The sequence below is a fragment of the Chitinophaga sp. LS1 genome, assembly GCF_034274695.1.
Taxonomy (GTDB): Bacteria; Bacteroidota; Bacteroidia; order Chitinophagales; family Chitinophagaceae; genus Chitinophaga.
The window spans coordinates 5,663,149-5,677,212 of the sequence record NZ_CP128362.1; the positions used below are offsets into that span (position 1 = coordinate 5,663,149).

Here is a 14,064-nt window from a genome sequence, read left to right on the forward strand (position 1 = left end):
GTATGAAAAAGCCTGAATCGATAGAAGATTTCTATATCAACAGAGCTATCAATAGCCAGCCTTTAGTATTTAACCTGCTCCGGTATGACGATTGTCTCCGTATGGATCCTCAGCCATACCGGCGCAGGGACTTTTACAAAGTGAGTTTTATGCGGGGGCGTACCTTGTTGCACTATGGTGATCAATCGCTGGAAGTGAATGGGGATGCGCTGGCTATATTCAGTCCGGATGTACCTTACACAGTAGATATGCCCGATGGCCCGGCCATTGGGCAATATTTCATTTTTAAAGGAGCATATCTGGCGGAGTATTTCAGAAGGAATATCAGGGAGTTACCTTTGTTTGCGCCGGGAGCGCATCCGGTATATGAGTTGGATGCTACGCAGGCAACAGCGATAGCGCAGCTGTTTGAAAGAATGGCGCAGGAGTTTAAATCAGATTATGCTTATAAGGATGATCTGATCCGGAATTGTATTATTGATATTCTTCATTATGCAATGCGGATGGAGCCAGTAGCAAAGCGTCATTTGCAAACGGATGCCAGCGTTCGCATTACGGGGGTGTTTAATGAATTGCTGGACAGGCAGTTTCCGATTGAGAACCTGAGTCAGCAGTTTGAGTTGAAGTCGCCGGCGGACTTTGCTGCGCAGTTAGGGGTGCATGTGAATTCGTTGAATCGGGCGTTGAGGACGACTACAGGGAAGTCTACGTCTGGTTTGATTGCAGAAAGATTGGTGACTGAGGCGACTATTTTATTGAAGCATTCAGAGTGGAATGTGGCGGAAATTGGGTTTAGTCTGGGTTTTGAAGATCCTGCCCACTTTAGTCATTTTATTAAAAAACATACGGGGCAGGCGCCTTCGGGTTTTAGGTCGGTTGGGGTACCTGCTTAGGGAGAATCCCTGTTCACACGTAAAGAAATACCAAGAGTTGCACTAATACCTTTGGATGACCGCTCGTAAATAGGTTGAGCTTTTTCACCTAGTGGAATAGTGATAATCGTCCAGCCAGTTTTTAGATCATTGGCATAAAACTGATATCTGTTGATGAAGTTCTTGCCAAGACCTGCACTCAGCAACAGATTTTTAGTAAAGAACCACTCAAACCTGCACAGCCCCGTCCACTGGTTATTCCGTAAATAGGTAGTTGACATTCGGTAGCTACTGGCTTCGCCATTGATCTCAAAACCAGCGCTGACAGTATTGTTAAAGTGGTACATTATTTTCGGTTTGATAGGGAATAACCCTGATATAGTCCATTTAGCCGATGGCTCATATTTTACATCCCAAAAAGGAATGAGCTGATTGCCGAAGAACTGCTTATTATACATCATCCCAATCCCTGTCTTCACTTTTTCAGAATGCTTGTACAGGTAACGAAACCCTGCACCATATCGCCATCCCTCATTGTATAGACCTCCTGTGCCAATCAACACCAGCGATTTTTTCTCAGAGAACCTGATGCTGTAAAAGAGCTGCGCAGCTATTGACTGTAGCGTATAATCCTCCAACGTCAGGTGGCGATACATGACATTTCCAAACATGCTTTTAGACAATGGGAAACGCGCATTGGCATTAAATGTTTGTGCGCTGTAATCCCCACTATCATAGGTATAACTAATACCCTGTGCGTACAAATTACTACCTGACAGTAATACAAATGCAATCATGACATACCTCATAGCTCTTCTGGTTTACGGTCATGACTGATGATAATTCCGTCTTTCATTTCGATAATCCGGTCACTTTTGGCAGCAAAGTCATTATCGTGGGTCACGGTAATAATTGTCTTGTTATGCTCTGCTGCCAGTTGTTTGAAGATGTCGAACACCACCGCAGTATTCCGGCTATCCAGGTTACCGGTTGGCTCATCTCCCATAATGATAGCTGGTTCATTGATCAGGGCACGGGCGATTGCCACACGCTGCTGCTGACCACCTGATATGCGGGAAGCGGTTTTCAGTGCCTGATCTGCAAGTCCCAGCGTTTTCAGCTTTTCATATGCATTGTGTTCAATTTCTGCTGTGGAGAGTTTCTTTAGCCGCAAAGCAGGGATCATTACATTTTGAAGACAGGTAAAATCTGGTAACAGGTAGTGGAACTGGAATACAAAGCCCAGATGCTCATTCCTGAAAGCCGCCAGCATGTTGACCGAACTACCTGTGATCTGTTGATCATTCAAAACCAGGTTGCCGGTATAGTCGGTATCCATGGTGGATAGGATGTAGAGCATAGTAGATTTGCCAGAGCCAGACTTGCCGATCACAGATACAAACTCGCCCTTTTGTACTTCAAAACTTACATCGGACAAGACTTTGAATTTCTCTGGTGTATAAAAGTATTTGCTGATTTTGTCAGCTTTCAATGCGATACTCATCTCAATAATTTTAACTTCTGATAATGGATACAGGGTCTACTTTTGATGCCTTGCGTGCTGGGATGTAGCCTGCAAAGAAGGGCAGTAGAAATAGGCTCCCTGTATTAAGTGAATGATCAGACTTCAACCCATTATTCATCTCAATAAATTTAGCTTCTGATAATGGATACAGGATCTACTTTTGATGCCTTGCGTGCTGGGATGTAGCCTGCAAAGAAGGAAGTCAGCAACCCGAAAATCGCCCCCTGTATATAATGTTTAGGCAGGAAGGTCATGGGCAGATATGTCACATTCCCCAACCCTAAATACAATTTGGATAACATGTATGATATAACCCACCCTACGATCAATCCCATCACAGAACCTACCAATCCAATCAACAATGCCTGTTGTATAAAGATGCTAACCACATCACTCCCCTGAAAACCCGTAGCTTTGAGTATAGCAATCTCCTTGATTTTCTCATAGATCACCATGTTCAGAATATTGTAGATCCCAAAGCCCGCCACCAGTAGAATGGTAAAGATGACAGCGTTGGCAATGATATCCCTGATCTTCTTACCTGCTAATGATTGCTCGTTATTTTGCTGCCAGGATTCGGAAGTGTATCCTGTTTGTTGCGCCATACTGTTGCCTATTTCAGTAGCCAGGGAATAGTTTTTTACATTCACATAAATATCAGTAATATAAGCTCTGTCTTTTTGCAGTAGTTGTTGTACTACCGGCAGACTCACATACGTTTTTGTTTCGTCCACGTTTTTGATAGTGGTTTTGAAAATGCCGGAAACCTGTAGCGTTTTAGCCAGGCCCGTACTGGTTGTGATCCTGACATAGTCCCCCATTTTCAGATTAAGCTTTTGAGACAGCCCTATCCCGATGATGATATTGTTGGGATTATCAGCAATAGATTGTGTTTTACCCGCGATCATATTGGACGTGATGTCGAACATTTTATCCTGCTCTGCGATGTTGACGCCAAAGATGGTCCCGTTTTCCTGTACATTTCCTTTGCTATAGATGATATTGGCAGTAACCTGTTTACTAAGAGCAATGACTTCTTTTCGCTTATTGAGTTCCGCCGCAACAACGTCCGGATTGATGATCCGATTATCCTGCGGTACCAGCTGAGGATTGGAAATCAGATTGATGGTATTATTGCCAAGGTAGCGGTTGAGCATATTGGTATTACTGATTTTGTTATCATTATACAACCTGATATGTGGCGTTGCACTCAGCATTGTTTTTTCTGAATAGTCATTAGTGCCTGTGATCAGAGAGTTCATAAAGATGAACATGCCAATTCCGAAAGTGACTCCTAAAGCAGCTACAAGCGTTGATTTTACTTTGCTTACCATATAAGTGTAAGCAATCCTGGTGTTGATGCCTGCATTCATGTTAATATGCTTTAATGAGTTTATCGTCTGCATTGATACCACCGAGAACTTCTACATAATCGGTAGACACGATGCCTGTTTTTAACTGGATAGTATCTGTTTGCTTACGATGTTTGATAAGCGCCCTGCCATCCGGGCTTACGCAGTTAGCAGGCACCAGCAGGGCTTTGTCTTTGTGAGCAACAATGATATTTGACTGTAATAAGGTACCATTCATCAAACCAGCTGGCAAGGTGTCAAAAGTTGCTTCTATGGTATAGGCTTGTGACTGCTCATCAAAGCTGGGATAGATCTTACTTACATGACCGGTGTAGGTTTTGCCTTTTTCAGTATTGAGTTCGGTCAGTACAGTTTGGCCCGGTTTGATTTTGGCAATGCTGCCTTCATCTATAGAAAGAGAGATGAGCATACCACCTGCATTGCCTAAAATAGCCAGTGCGTCACCTTTACGTACCAGGTCGCCTTTTCTTTTGAGGAGGGTATATACAGTATAGTTGCCGGGAGATTTGATGTTGTAATAGGAGGTGTTTGCCATGGCAGTTTCCTGGTCTTTGCGGGAATTGATAAGGGTTTGTTGCAAAGAGAGCTTAGTCGCAGCGATGTTTTGTTTGAGCTGTTCTACACTATGCATGGAGGATTGATAAGCCAGTTCAGCATTGTCATAATCTACCTTGGCAACGCTGCGGGTAGCGTATAATCTGGCATTACGGTCTCTTTGTGTGAGGTCATTTGCCAGTTTTTCAGTGGCTGTGTTTAGTTGTTGTTGCAGTTGTGCTAATACGGCAGAGTTGTCGGATGCGTTCTGGCGCGCAATAGCGAGGTTCTCTGTGGCGGATCTTTGAGCAATGGCAGCAGTTGTATTATCCTGTTTGAAGATGGTTTGTCCATTGGTGACGGTGTCACCTTCAATTACAGGTACGTCTGTAATATACCCATCATTGAGTGCGGTAAGGGTAAATTGGCCACCGGCTTCAATGTGACCGGGTGCAAATATGGCTTCGGTAATAGGAGCGTAGATAGGGGCGGCGGTGCCGCTGTTTTTTGATTTGCAGGAAGAAAGTAGTGTGATGCCTGCGAATGATATGATGAATATATGTTTCATGATGTAAATGTTTAAAGTCCTGAAAGGCGATAAGATTGAATAAAGTGATCGCTCAGCTAATATTATCATCCTGATCAGAAGGCGATAAGATTGAATAAAGTGATCATTCACCTAATAGATATTGACCGTCCTGATCTGAAGGCGATAAGATTGAATAAAATAATCGCTCAAACTTTGCAGGTATTCCTGCTGATTGGTAATCATATCTGAGTAATACCTCAGGCGATCATCAATAGAAATAGTACCCTCGTCCAGTAGCTGTGTAGCATGTGTATCATTATTACGGTACATAGCCAGGATCCCTTTTGCCTTTTCCAGATCTTTAAATGCGGTATTGTAAGAAATCAGAATGTTCTGATTGGTCAATTGTGACTGCAGTCCTGCAGATTGGTATTGCTGTTGTTTCAGCTCCATATCAATCTTTGCTTTTTGTACGTTGTAATGGCGGCTATTTCCGGAAAAGATCGGTACAGACAAGCGCAATCCCCAGTATTGACTCGGCAGGTCATTGCTATTACTGAACTGCATGAAGTGGTCAGTGGAGATCAACCTGTTGTACTGATATACTGCCGAAAGCGTGGGTACGTAAGCTGCTTTTGAAGATTGCCATTGTGCCTGGGATTTCAATAATTCCTCGTAGGCAATGGTGACATCCGGATCAGTACCAAATGGCTGCGGAATATAAGGAGTTGCATTTTGTTCAGATATATCGATGCTATCACCTGTATTCAGCAGTTGCTGGAGATTATTGAGTTGAAGCAGTTTGTTTTGAGTAGCAGTGAGGAGGTTTTTTGCCGCCTTTTCTTTGTTGATAGCTGCATTGTTCATAGTAACTTCACTCACAAATCCATCATTGTACTTTCGCAGTACGGAAGAAAATACGGTATCCATGGTGGCAGCGTTAGATAAGGATAATTTCTCAGCTTCATTTGCCAGCATGTAGGAGTAGTAGATATTGGCCAGCTGTTCATACAGATCGCGTTTGGTTTTTTGTATGTTGAGGTTGGCTATTTCCTTATCCAGTTTCGCGGTTTTGATGGCAAACCAGTTTTTGGTATTGATCAGGTCCAGCTGTACATTGGCGGCTGCATTGTAGTTGTAGCGCTTACCAAAGGTGGCTTCGTAAAAGGTGCCATCTGGTGCGGTCTGGTCAAATAAATGCGCTGGTATCAAAGTTGATTGTAATTTGATATTATCTGTATAATTGCCGTTGGCGCTGACTGTTGGAAGCAGGGCACCCTTTGCTTGTCTGACATTCAGGGTAGCTTCTTTGTCGCTGGCGTTGGCCGATGTAATCTGGATATTGTGTGCATCGGCATATTTCCAGATGTCCTGTACGGATGAGAAGCTGAGCTGTGCAGACACCGGTAGTGCACAAAAGCAGCAGAGTATACCGGTGAGAATCATTTTCATATGCGAGTTGTTATTTTATGCGTGTCCAAATTTTGGTCTGGCTCATAAAGCCTGCTTTGACCGTGATTTGCATGGTGTCATTTCCTTGTAAGGTGATGGTGCAGGGAAAGGTTTGGTTCCGTTTGGGAAGGAATACTTTACCGGTGTAGGTGCCATTGGAGTAGACGAGGTTTTGAAGGATTTCTTTTCCTTCAGAAGTGCCTGTGTATGCATTGCCATTTTTTACCAAAGTCAGTTCTTTGGATTTGTCGGCATTGGTCCATTTACCAAGGATGGTATCTGGGGTAAAGGATGTGGTGATTAGTAAAAGGAAAAAAGCCAGTGTTTTCATTTTGCTTTGTTTGATTTGATAAAGCAAAGCTGGCAAAATTAGATGGGGGAGGAGGGGGCTAACTTGGTAAAGCGGGCAGATAAGGGGGTAAAGCGGGCGGGCCTGATTATTCAGTGGATATGGGGAGATGCAACGGAAATTAAATTTCCGGGAAATGATGGTAAATGCAACTAACCCTCTCTTCTCAGTCAATATATTTATCCAGCAAAGGAACTAACCTTCCAGCCATTGCAAAAAATCCCCTGCTTTCGCCTTACTAATCACAATCTGTTCCTCTGTAGGCACTAATAACTTCACCACCAATTTCCTTGCAAAAAACCGCTCTGCATTCGCAATAGCCGCCTTATTAATAAGATACTGCCTATTCGCCCGATAAAAAATCGACGGATCTAATAACCGCTCCGTTTCATCCATAGTCGCTGTAATGAAGTATTTTTTATTTTGCAGGGTAATGATCTGTAAAATCGTATTATCCAAATAAATACAAGCAATATCCTTTACCTGTACAGGTATAATCTTTTCCTTTTCATTCACCAGCAGCGCTGTCTTATGTGCGGGTTTTATCATCTGCAACAATGATTGCAAATTATTCGGCAATGGCTCAGCAAACGACGCCTTCATACTCTCATATTTCTCCAATGCCTTTTCCAACTTCTCAATCGTAATAGGTTTGAGCAAATAACTCACTGCATTCGTCTCAAATGCATGCATAAGGTATTCATCAAATGCTGTACAAAAGATGACCGCACTGGTAATCTGCACCTGACTGTAAATCTCAAAACTCAACCCATCTGCCAGCTGGATATCAGAAAGGATCAGGTCAGGCTGGGCATTATGTGCAAACCATTCCTTCGCCTGCTCTACCGATTCTAATATCCCTACCACCTGAATCGTATCATCTATCTGCTGAATCATATTTTTCAGCTCTTTAGCCGCTCTTGGCTCATCTTCTATTATCAGTACATTCATGCTGCTAATGGTAATTTTACGGTGAAGTGACTGGCGGTCTTTTCTATGACAATCTCTTTATTAAACAATAACTGGTAGCGTAGACGGATATTATGTAATCCTGTCCCTGTTGAATAGCTTACGCTGTTCTTAGGTTGCAGGTTATTGCTCACCACCAGGTAATCGCCCTCTCTGAATAATTTTATGTTAAGTGGTTTATAACTGGTAGCCATATTATGCTTCACCGCATTCTCAATGAGCAGTTGCAGGCTTAGTGCCGGGATGCGCAATCCCTGATCAGCTTCTGCAATGTCAATATCAATATTGATCGCATCCTCAAACCTGCTTTTTAATATGTACACATAGGAGTGAATGAAATTCAGTTCCTGTGTCAGTGTAACAGTGTCCTTTTGCTTATGCTGCAATACATGCCTGTAAATATTAGACAATTCATTCACGAAGTCCTTGACATGCTTTTCAGAGGTAAGGGTGCTTAAGGTGTTAAGGGTATTAAATAGAAAATGAGGGCTTAACTGTTCTTTCAGGGAATTCAAACTTACTTCTAACTGCGCCTGTTTCAGTTTTTCTATTTCAAGCTGACTTTCCTGTTTCTGAAATACCACCATCTTATGATGTTGGATAAAATAGAATAGTCCACTTGTCACCACCCCTCTCAGAAGCATCATGTATTGTTTCCTTGCCAGTGGAATTTCCAATATGCCTTCGGACACGTCGTATAGGAAAGACATCAGGTAATTGTAAGGATAGATCAATAATGCTACCATTACAACGAATGTAAGCGCCACTATGATTTTATCTTCCTTTTTCCGGTGCAGGGTTTTACTGATAAACCAGTTATGCAGGAACCAGCAAATCAATCCAAATAAAAAGGAATGAAGGAAAATATGGACTACGGCCCACCATGAAAACTGCTCCATCCGGAGCATTTTTGGAAATGTTGCTAATATAGCGATGCATGCAGAGATAAGCATGCCAAAGTATCCGTCATGTTTTTTCACGTGTTAAAGATACAATAGTATCACAGGTTCAGGGCAATTATCAGGTTCAAAAGGGCAATTTGACGCCCGAAACGGGCAGACATTCAGCTGCCAGCATTCAGCTACTGGCCTTCAGCTGCCTGCACTCCCAAGCCAGCGTTCAAATGCAACTATTCAGCTGCCAGCAATTAAATCCCGGCGTTCCGTTGTAAGGGTTCAGATACCGGCGTTCATTTTCAGACATTCGTATGCCAGCCTTCGGATTGGGGCCTTCAGATGCCCGCACTCAACTCACAATACCGCTCCCGTCCCTGCTCCGTAATCATAATCAAACCCGCCTCATACAATATCTTCACATGCTTAGACACAGCCGGTCTACTAATATCAAAATTCTCCGCCAGCGCATTCATAGATAGCTTTTCTTTTGATAATAAAAACAGAATTTCCCTCCTGCCAGGGTCGGCAATTGCCTGAAATGGATCAGGTTGTCGCATTTATTTTCTCATTTTTTAAAATATATTTTCAACCACCCCGTCTACATTCTTACAAAACAACACTACATGTCAAAAGTATTATTCCTGAGTGTTCCTTCTCACGGCCACGTGAACCCTACTATTGGCCTCGTCAGCGAGCTGATTAAAAACGGAAATGATGTTATCTACTTCGCCACCGAAACATTCAGGCAGAAAATTGAAGCCACCGGTGCTATATATCAACCATACCTGGTAGACCTGGATTTATTTAAACCGGAAGTTGAAGGGGAAGAAGATCCGATGTTTCAGATCATGAGAGCGGCAACAAACATTATTGATGATATATTACAGAAAACAAACAATATAAATTTCGATTACATCATTCATTCCACCCCATTTCCATTCACAGAAGTATTCAAACAATTGCTGAATATACCTACGATTTCTTCATTAGGTATTTTTTTAGGATTGAACGATTTTCTGGAAAATGCTGAAGCGTTTCCTACACCACCGGAATACGCTGTAATGCGTGAGGAAATAAAGACAAAATACAATGTAAACTTACCAGAGAAATTTGTTGCTACATTGATTAATCTGGGTGGTTTAAATCTTGTTTATTCTTCCCGTTACTTTGTACCCGAAGATCAATTGTCTGGCGACAACTACCGTTTTGTAGGCCCACCCGTTTTTGACCGGAAAGAGCAAACCGACTTTCCTTTTAAACTATTAAAAGACAAGAAAGTCATTTACATTTCTCTCGGCACCGTATTCAGTAATTTCAACCACGACCTTTACCAGATCTTTTTTGATGCATTCGCAGGCAAAGATGTTATGGTAGTCATGGCTGCTTATAATGTAGATTTATCCAGATTTAAAATTCCGGACAATTTTATTGTTCGTCATTATATCCCACAGCTGGCCATTCTGCAACATACCGACGTAGCCATTACCCACGCCGGCATGAATAGTATTAGTGATCTGCTGTTCAACAATGTTCCTTTTGTAGCCATTCCTCTCGGCGCAGATCAACCCGATCTCGCCGGGAGAACTGCTGCATTGGGCGCTACCATTTCCCTGGATCATACCAAACTCACACCTGCTATACTGCAGGATGCTGTCGAAAAGGTGCTCCGCGATCCTTCATACGCAGTCAATATGCAAAAGATCAGTGACTCCTTTAAAGCAGCAGGTGGTTATCCAAAGGCAGTAGCCTACATCACTGAATACATAAAAACTGAGTCCTTTATATTCAGTGAATAATATACATTAAAGCCTAAGTCCTGCTCGTGCTATGAGCAATAGCTTACCTCACTGATACATAAAAACTGGGTCCTTTATATTCAGTGAATAATATACATTAAAGCCTAAGTCCTGCTCGTGCTATGAGCGTAGCTTACCTCAATGTATATACACAAGACTGATCGCCGCTGATTTAGTACCAGCATCATACGTAGGCATCACCATGGTGCTGGTATTTGCTTTTCCTGACAACCCCTTCTCTATCTTCGGATACAACCAGTAAGCCGCCTGCGTACTCAATATCCCCACACCAGCGCCCGCCACTACATCACTCAGCCAGTGCCGGTTATTATACATCCTCAACACCCCCGTTGCTGTTGCCGCCATATAGCCCCCCACCACTATCCACGGGCTCACATCCTTATACTCCATCCGCATAAACTCCGCACTCATAAACGCCGTCGCCGTATGCCCGGAAGGAAAGGAGTTCGCCGCACTGCCATCAGGCCTTTCCCTGTGGGTCAATGTTTTTAACCCCGTCACCGTACCACATACCAGCAAAGATGACATTCCCAGTATAATCGTCCTCTCCTTAAAGTTATGCGCCCCATGAATCCCCATGGCATTCAGGGCATACACCCCAAATATGGGCGAATACTGTAAATAGTTGTCAATAGTAGTATGAAACCGGGAATTGTCCTCGCGGATCTCATGTTTGGTTGACAGGTCCAGTTCATGTAAAGGTCGTACATGGAAGGTGGCGGCACCATAGCCGATCATGATTGCAGCTGCCAGAATAGGTCCGGGATTCACCTTATACTGCCCATTTGGATGCGCCAAAGACAGTACAGGTTGAATAGTATCTTCTTTAGCAGGAGTTATGGTCTGTCCATACGAGCTCTCCGCTGCTACTAGTAGCATTAACAGTTGTAGGCCGTAAAATCTCATCAGGTATATAAGTCTGACTACAAAATAGTAAAATAATTCTGTAGAAAAACTGTTTTTTCTGATCAGGGTCATCCTGCTCATCGTCACTGATTTGTATCAACGACTTATGCCAACCCCGTCATCGGTTATAATTCCCCTTCTACCCACCTTTGTAGTGGAATTATTTATCAATATCAACTCCTCTAACATGGAACCTAATTCAAAAAATTTAATCGACAAGATTGAAAGGATACGGAAGGCTCAAACCCAGTTTTCCACTTTCACCCAGGAACAGGTTGATGAGATCTTTCGCCAGTCGGCCATAGCGGCTAATAATGCCCGTATCTCCCTCGCTAAAATGGCGGTGGAAGAGACCGGCATGGGCCTGGTGGAAGATAAAGTGATAAAGAACCATTTTGCATCTGAGTATATCTATAATCAGTACAAAGACGAAAAGACATGCGGCGTCATCGAAACTGATGAAGCCTTTGGCATCACCAAAATCGCTGAGCCAATCGGTGTAATCGCGGCTGTAGTTCCTACTACAAACCCAACTTCCACCGCTATCTTTAAAGCACTGATTGCACTCAAGACCCGCAATGGCATTATTTTCTCACCACACCCAAGAGCTAAAAATTCCACAATAGCAGCGGCAAGGATCATACTGGATGCAGCCGTTAAAGCCGGAGCGCCAAAAGATATCATCGGTTGGATCGAAGAACCATCCGTTGAATCATCCCAGATGTTGATGGCTGAAGCTGATCTTATCCTGGCTACCGGAGGTCCCGGTATGGTCAAAGCCGCTTATTCTTCCGGTAAACCTGCCATCGGTGTAGGCGCCGGTAATACGCCTGCTATCATCGACGAAACTGCACACCTTAAGATGGCCGTGAATTCCATCCTGCTCTCCAAAACTTTTGACAACGGTATGATCTGCGCATCCGAACAGAGCGTGATCGTAGTTGAAAAAGTGTACGAAGAAGTAAAAAGAGAATTCATCGACCGCGGTGCTTACATCCTCAGCAAAGCTGAAACAAGCAAAGTAGGTGCACTGCTCCTGATCAATGGCGTGCTGAATGCCAATATCGTAGGTCAGGCTGCTGTAAAGATCGCTGCACTGGCTGGTATCACCGTTCCTGAAGACACCAAGATCCTGATCGGTGAAGTGACTTCTGTTGAACTGGACGAACCATTCAGCCATGAAAAGCTGTCTACCGTGCTGGCCATGTACAAAGCGAAAGACTTCGATGAAGCCCTGAACAAAGCTACCCGCCTCGTTAAACTGGGTGGTTTCGGTCACACCTCCGTGCTGTATACCGATCCTACCATTTCTCAGGACAGGGTAAACAGATTCGGCGCTGCCATGAAGACCGGCCGTACCATCATCAACATGCCTTCTTCTCAGGGTGCAATTGGTGATATCTTCAACTTCAAACTGTCTCCATCCCTCACCCTGGGTTGTGGTTCATGGGGCGGTAACTCTGTCTCCGAAAACGTGGGTGTTAAGCATTTACTAAACATTAAGAGCGTAGCTGCAAGAAGAGAAAACATGCTTTGGTTCAAAGTACCTGAAAAAGTATATTTCAAATACGGCTGTCTGCCAGTTGCCCTCAGAGAACTGAAAGACGAAGGCAAGAAAAGAGTATTCCTCGTAACTGATAAAGTACTCTATGGCCTGGGTTATGCTGAAAAGGTAACCAAGATCCTGGATGAACTGGGTATTGCTCACACCGTGTTCTTCGATGTTGAACCTGATCCAACACTTATCTGTGCAAGAAAAGGTGCTGCAGAAATGGCCAGCTTCCAACCTGATGCCGTTATTGCATTAGGTGGTGGTTCTCCAATGGATGCTGCTAAGATCATGTGGGTACTCTACGAACATCCTGAAGAAAAATTTGAAGACCTGGCTATGCGTTTCATGGATATCCGCAAACGCGTTTATCACTTCCCTAAAATGGGTATCAAAGCCAGCTTCATCGCAGTTCCTACCTCTGCCGGTACAGGCTCTGAAGTGACTCCTTTCGCGGTGATCACTGACGAAAATACGGGTATCAAGTATCCGCTGGCGGACTACGAACTGACTCCTGATATGGCAATCGTTGATGCCGAACTGATGATGAACATGCCTAAGAGCCTCACATCTGCTTCTGGTATCGATGCACTCACCCACGCACTGGAATCTTATGTATCCGTGCTGGCCAGTGAATTCACCAACGGCCTGGCACTCGAAGCCATCCGCCTCATCTTCAAATACCTGCCTGCTGCTTACAACGAAGGCAAGACCAATGTGAAAGCAAGAGAAAAAATGGCACACGCTTCTACCATTGCTGGTATGGCATTCGCCAATGCTTTCCTCGGTATCTGTCACTCACTGGCACACAAACTGGGTGCTACCCACCACGTGCCACACGGTGTTGCAAACGGTATGCTCATCACTGAAGTGATCCGATTCAATGCGGTTGAGAATCCACGCAAACAGGCTGCCTTCCCTCAGTACAAATATCCAAATGCACGCTGGCGCTATGCCCGTATCGCGGACTATCTGCAACTGGGCGGTAAGAATGATGCGGAAAAAGTAGAACTGCTGTGTGAAGCCATCGAAAAACTGAAAGCTCAGGTAGGTATTCCTAAGAGCATCAAAGAATTCGGTGTGTCAGAAAGCAAATTCTATGCAACACTTGATACTATGTCTGAACAGGCATTTGATGACCAGTGTACACCGGCTAACCCCCGCTACCCACTGATCAGTGAAATGAAGAAGATCTATATCAAGGTGTATGAAGGTGCTCAGAAAGTTGAGCCTACCAATGCGAAGATCAAAGCACCACTGGGAGCTTAATCTGCTATACATCTGTAGCTGGCT

13 protein-coding genes are annotated in these 14,064 nt (G+C 43.8%); 3 read left to right on the forward strand and 10 right to left on the reverse strand.

The window, feature by feature from the left end; translation table 11 throughout:
* Window positions 1-2 precede the first annotated feature (2 nt).
* Window positions 3-893, forward strand: a complete 891-nt coding sequence (locus tag QQL36_RS23425) for an AraC family transcriptional regulator (RefSeq protein WP_321566953.1) — start codon at window positions 3-5, stop codon at window positions 891-893.
* Here QQL36_RS23425 and QQL36_RS23430 read toward each other — a convergent pair.
* From QQL36_RS23430 to QQL36_RS23470, 9 genes are all read right to left on the reverse strand, one after another.
* The gene (locus QQL36_RS23430) at window positions 890-1,681 is read right to left on the reverse strand and encodes a hypothetical protein (RefSeq protein WP_321566954.1); all 792 of its coding nucleotides are present in this window, start codon (window positions 1,679-1,681) and stop codon (window positions 890-892) included. The two genes, QQL36_RS23425 and QQL36_RS23430, sit on opposite strands and share 4 nt — an antisense overlap.
* Entirely contained in the window at window positions 1,678-2,376 is a 699-nt protein-coding gene (locus QQL36_RS23435) for an ABC transporter ATP-binding protein (protein ID WP_083723187.1), read from the reverse strand. Before QQL36_RS23435 ends, QQL36_RS23430 begins: the two co-directional genes overlap by 4 nt.
* A 149-nt stretch (window positions 2,377-2,525) precedes the next feature.
* On the reverse strand, window positions 2,526-3,770 hold the full coding sequence (locus tag QQL36_RS23440) for an ABC transporter permease (protein ID WP_321566955.1): 1,245 nt from the start codon (window positions 3,768-3,770) through the stop codon (window positions 2,526-2,528).
* A gap of 1 nt (window position 3,771) precedes the next feature.
* A complete protein-coding gene (locus QQL36_RS23445) occupies window positions 3,772-4,872 on the reverse strand; it encodes an efflux RND transporter periplasmic adaptor subunit (protein ID WP_321566956.1) in 1,101 nt (366 codons plus the stop codon).
* A 111-nt stretch (window positions 4,873-4,983) separates the two neighbouring features.
* Window positions 4,984-6,285, reverse strand: coding sequence for a TolC family protein (locus tag QQL36_RS23450; RefSeq protein ID WP_321566957.1), 1,302 nt, complete (start codon window positions 6,283-6,285; stop codon window positions 4,984-4,986).
* A 10-nt stretch (window positions 6,286-6,295) separates the two neighbouring features.
* Entirely contained in the window at window positions 6,296-6,616 is a 321-nt protein-coding gene (locus QQL36_RS23455) for a DUF2147 domain-containing protein (RefSeq protein ID WP_321566958.1), read from the reverse strand.
* 213 nt (window positions 6,617-6,829) lie between these two features.
* Window positions 6,830-7,585 carry a LytTR family DNA-binding domain-containing protein gene (locus QQL36_RS23460; protein ID WP_321566959.1) on the reverse strand — a complete coding sequence of 252 codons (756 nt, stop codon included), beginning with the start codon at window positions 7,583-7,585 and terminating at the stop codon, window positions 6,830-6,832.
* On the reverse strand, window positions 7,582-8,502 hold the full coding sequence (locus QQL36_RS23465; RefSeq protein ID WP_321566960.1) for a sensor histidine kinase: 921 nt from the start codon (window positions 8,500-8,502) through the stop codon (window positions 7,582-7,584). Before QQL36_RS23465 ends, QQL36_RS23460 begins: the two co-directional genes overlap by 4 nt.
* A gap of 332 nt (window positions 8,503-8,834) precedes the next feature.
* Window positions 8,835-9,056 (reverse strand): ArsR/SmtB family transcription factor, encoded by a 222-nt coding sequence (locus tag QQL36_RS23470; protein WP_083723194.1) that lies wholly within the window; start codon window positions 9,054-9,056, stop codon window positions 8,835-8,837.
* 66 nt (window positions 9,057-9,122) lie between these two features.
* On the opposite strand from QQL36_RS23470, the gene QQL36_RS23475 reads away from it, so the two are divergent.
* Window positions 9,123-10,295 (forward strand): macrolide family glycosyltransferase, encoded by a 1,173-nt coding sequence (locus tag QQL36_RS23475; protein ID WP_321566961.1) that lies wholly within the window; start codon window positions 9,123-9,125, stop codon window positions 10,293-10,295.
* A gap of 138 nt (window positions 10,296-10,433) precedes the next feature.
* Here the strand turns inward: QQL36_RS23475 and QQL36_RS23480 are convergent, their stop codons facing one another.
* A complete protein-coding gene (locus QQL36_RS23480; protein ID WP_321566962.1) occupies window positions 10,434-11,303 on the reverse strand; it encodes a phosphatase PAP2 family protein in 870 nt (289 codons plus the stop codon).
* A 106-nt stretch (window positions 11,304-11,409) separates the two neighbouring features.
* On the opposite strand from QQL36_RS23480, the gene adhE reads away from it, so the two are divergent.
* Entirely contained in the window at window positions 11,410-14,040 is a 2,631-nt protein-coding gene (adhE, locus tag QQL36_RS23485) for a bifunctional acetaldehyde-CoA/alcohol dehydrogenase (RefSeq protein ID WP_083723196.1), read from the forward strand.
* Window positions 14,041-14,064: the final 24 nt, after the last annotated feature.

Coding starts and splice junctions, on each gene's coding strand:
- QQL36_RS23425 (WP_321566953.1), top strand. CDS start 3: ATGAAAAAGCCTGAATCGATAGAAGATTTCTATATCAACAGAGCTATC.
- QQL36_RS23430 (WP_321566954.1), bottom strand. CDS start 1,681: ATGAGGTATGTCATGATTGCATTTGTATTACTGTCAGGTAGTAATTTG.
- QQL36_RS23435 (WP_083723187.1), bottom strand. CDS start 2,376: ATGAGTATCGCATTGAAAGCTGACAAAATCAGCAAATACTTTTATACA.
- QQL36_RS23440 (WP_321566955.1), bottom strand. CDS start 3,770: ATGAATGCAGGCATCAACACCAGGATTGCTTACACTTATATGGTAAGC.
- QQL36_RS23445 (WP_321566956.1), bottom strand. CDS start 4,872: ATGAAACATATATTCATCATATCATTCGCAGGCATCACACTACTTTCT.
- QQL36_RS23450 (WP_321566957.1), bottom strand. CDS start 6,285: ATGAAAATGATTCTCACCGGTATACTCTGCTGCTTTTGTGCACTACCG.
- QQL36_RS23455 (WP_321566958.1), bottom strand. CDS start 6,616: ATGAAAACACTGGCTTTTTTCCTTTTACTAATCACCACATCCTTTACC.
- QQL36_RS23460 (WP_321566959.1), bottom strand. CDS start 7,585: ATGAATGTACTGATAATAGAAGATGAGCCAAGAGCGGCTAAAGAGCTG.
- QQL36_RS23465 (WP_321566960.1), bottom strand. CDS start 8,502: ATGGAGCAGTTTTCATGGTGGGCCGTAGTCCATATTTTCCTTCATTCC.
- QQL36_RS23470 (WP_083723194.1), bottom strand. CDS start 9,056: ATGCGACAACCTGATCCATTTCAGGCAATTGCCGACCCTGGCAGGAGG.
- QQL36_RS23475 (WP_321566961.1), top strand. CDS start 9,123: ATGTCAAAAGTATTATTCCTGAGTGTTCCTTCTCACGGCCACGTGAAC.
- QQL36_RS23480 (WP_321566962.1), bottom strand. CDS start 11,303: ATGAGCAGGATGACCCTGATCAGAAAAAACAGTTTTTCTACAGAATTA.
- adhE (WP_083723196.1), top strand. CDS start 11,410: ATGGAACCTAATTCAAAAAATTTAATCGACAAGATTGAAAGGATACGG.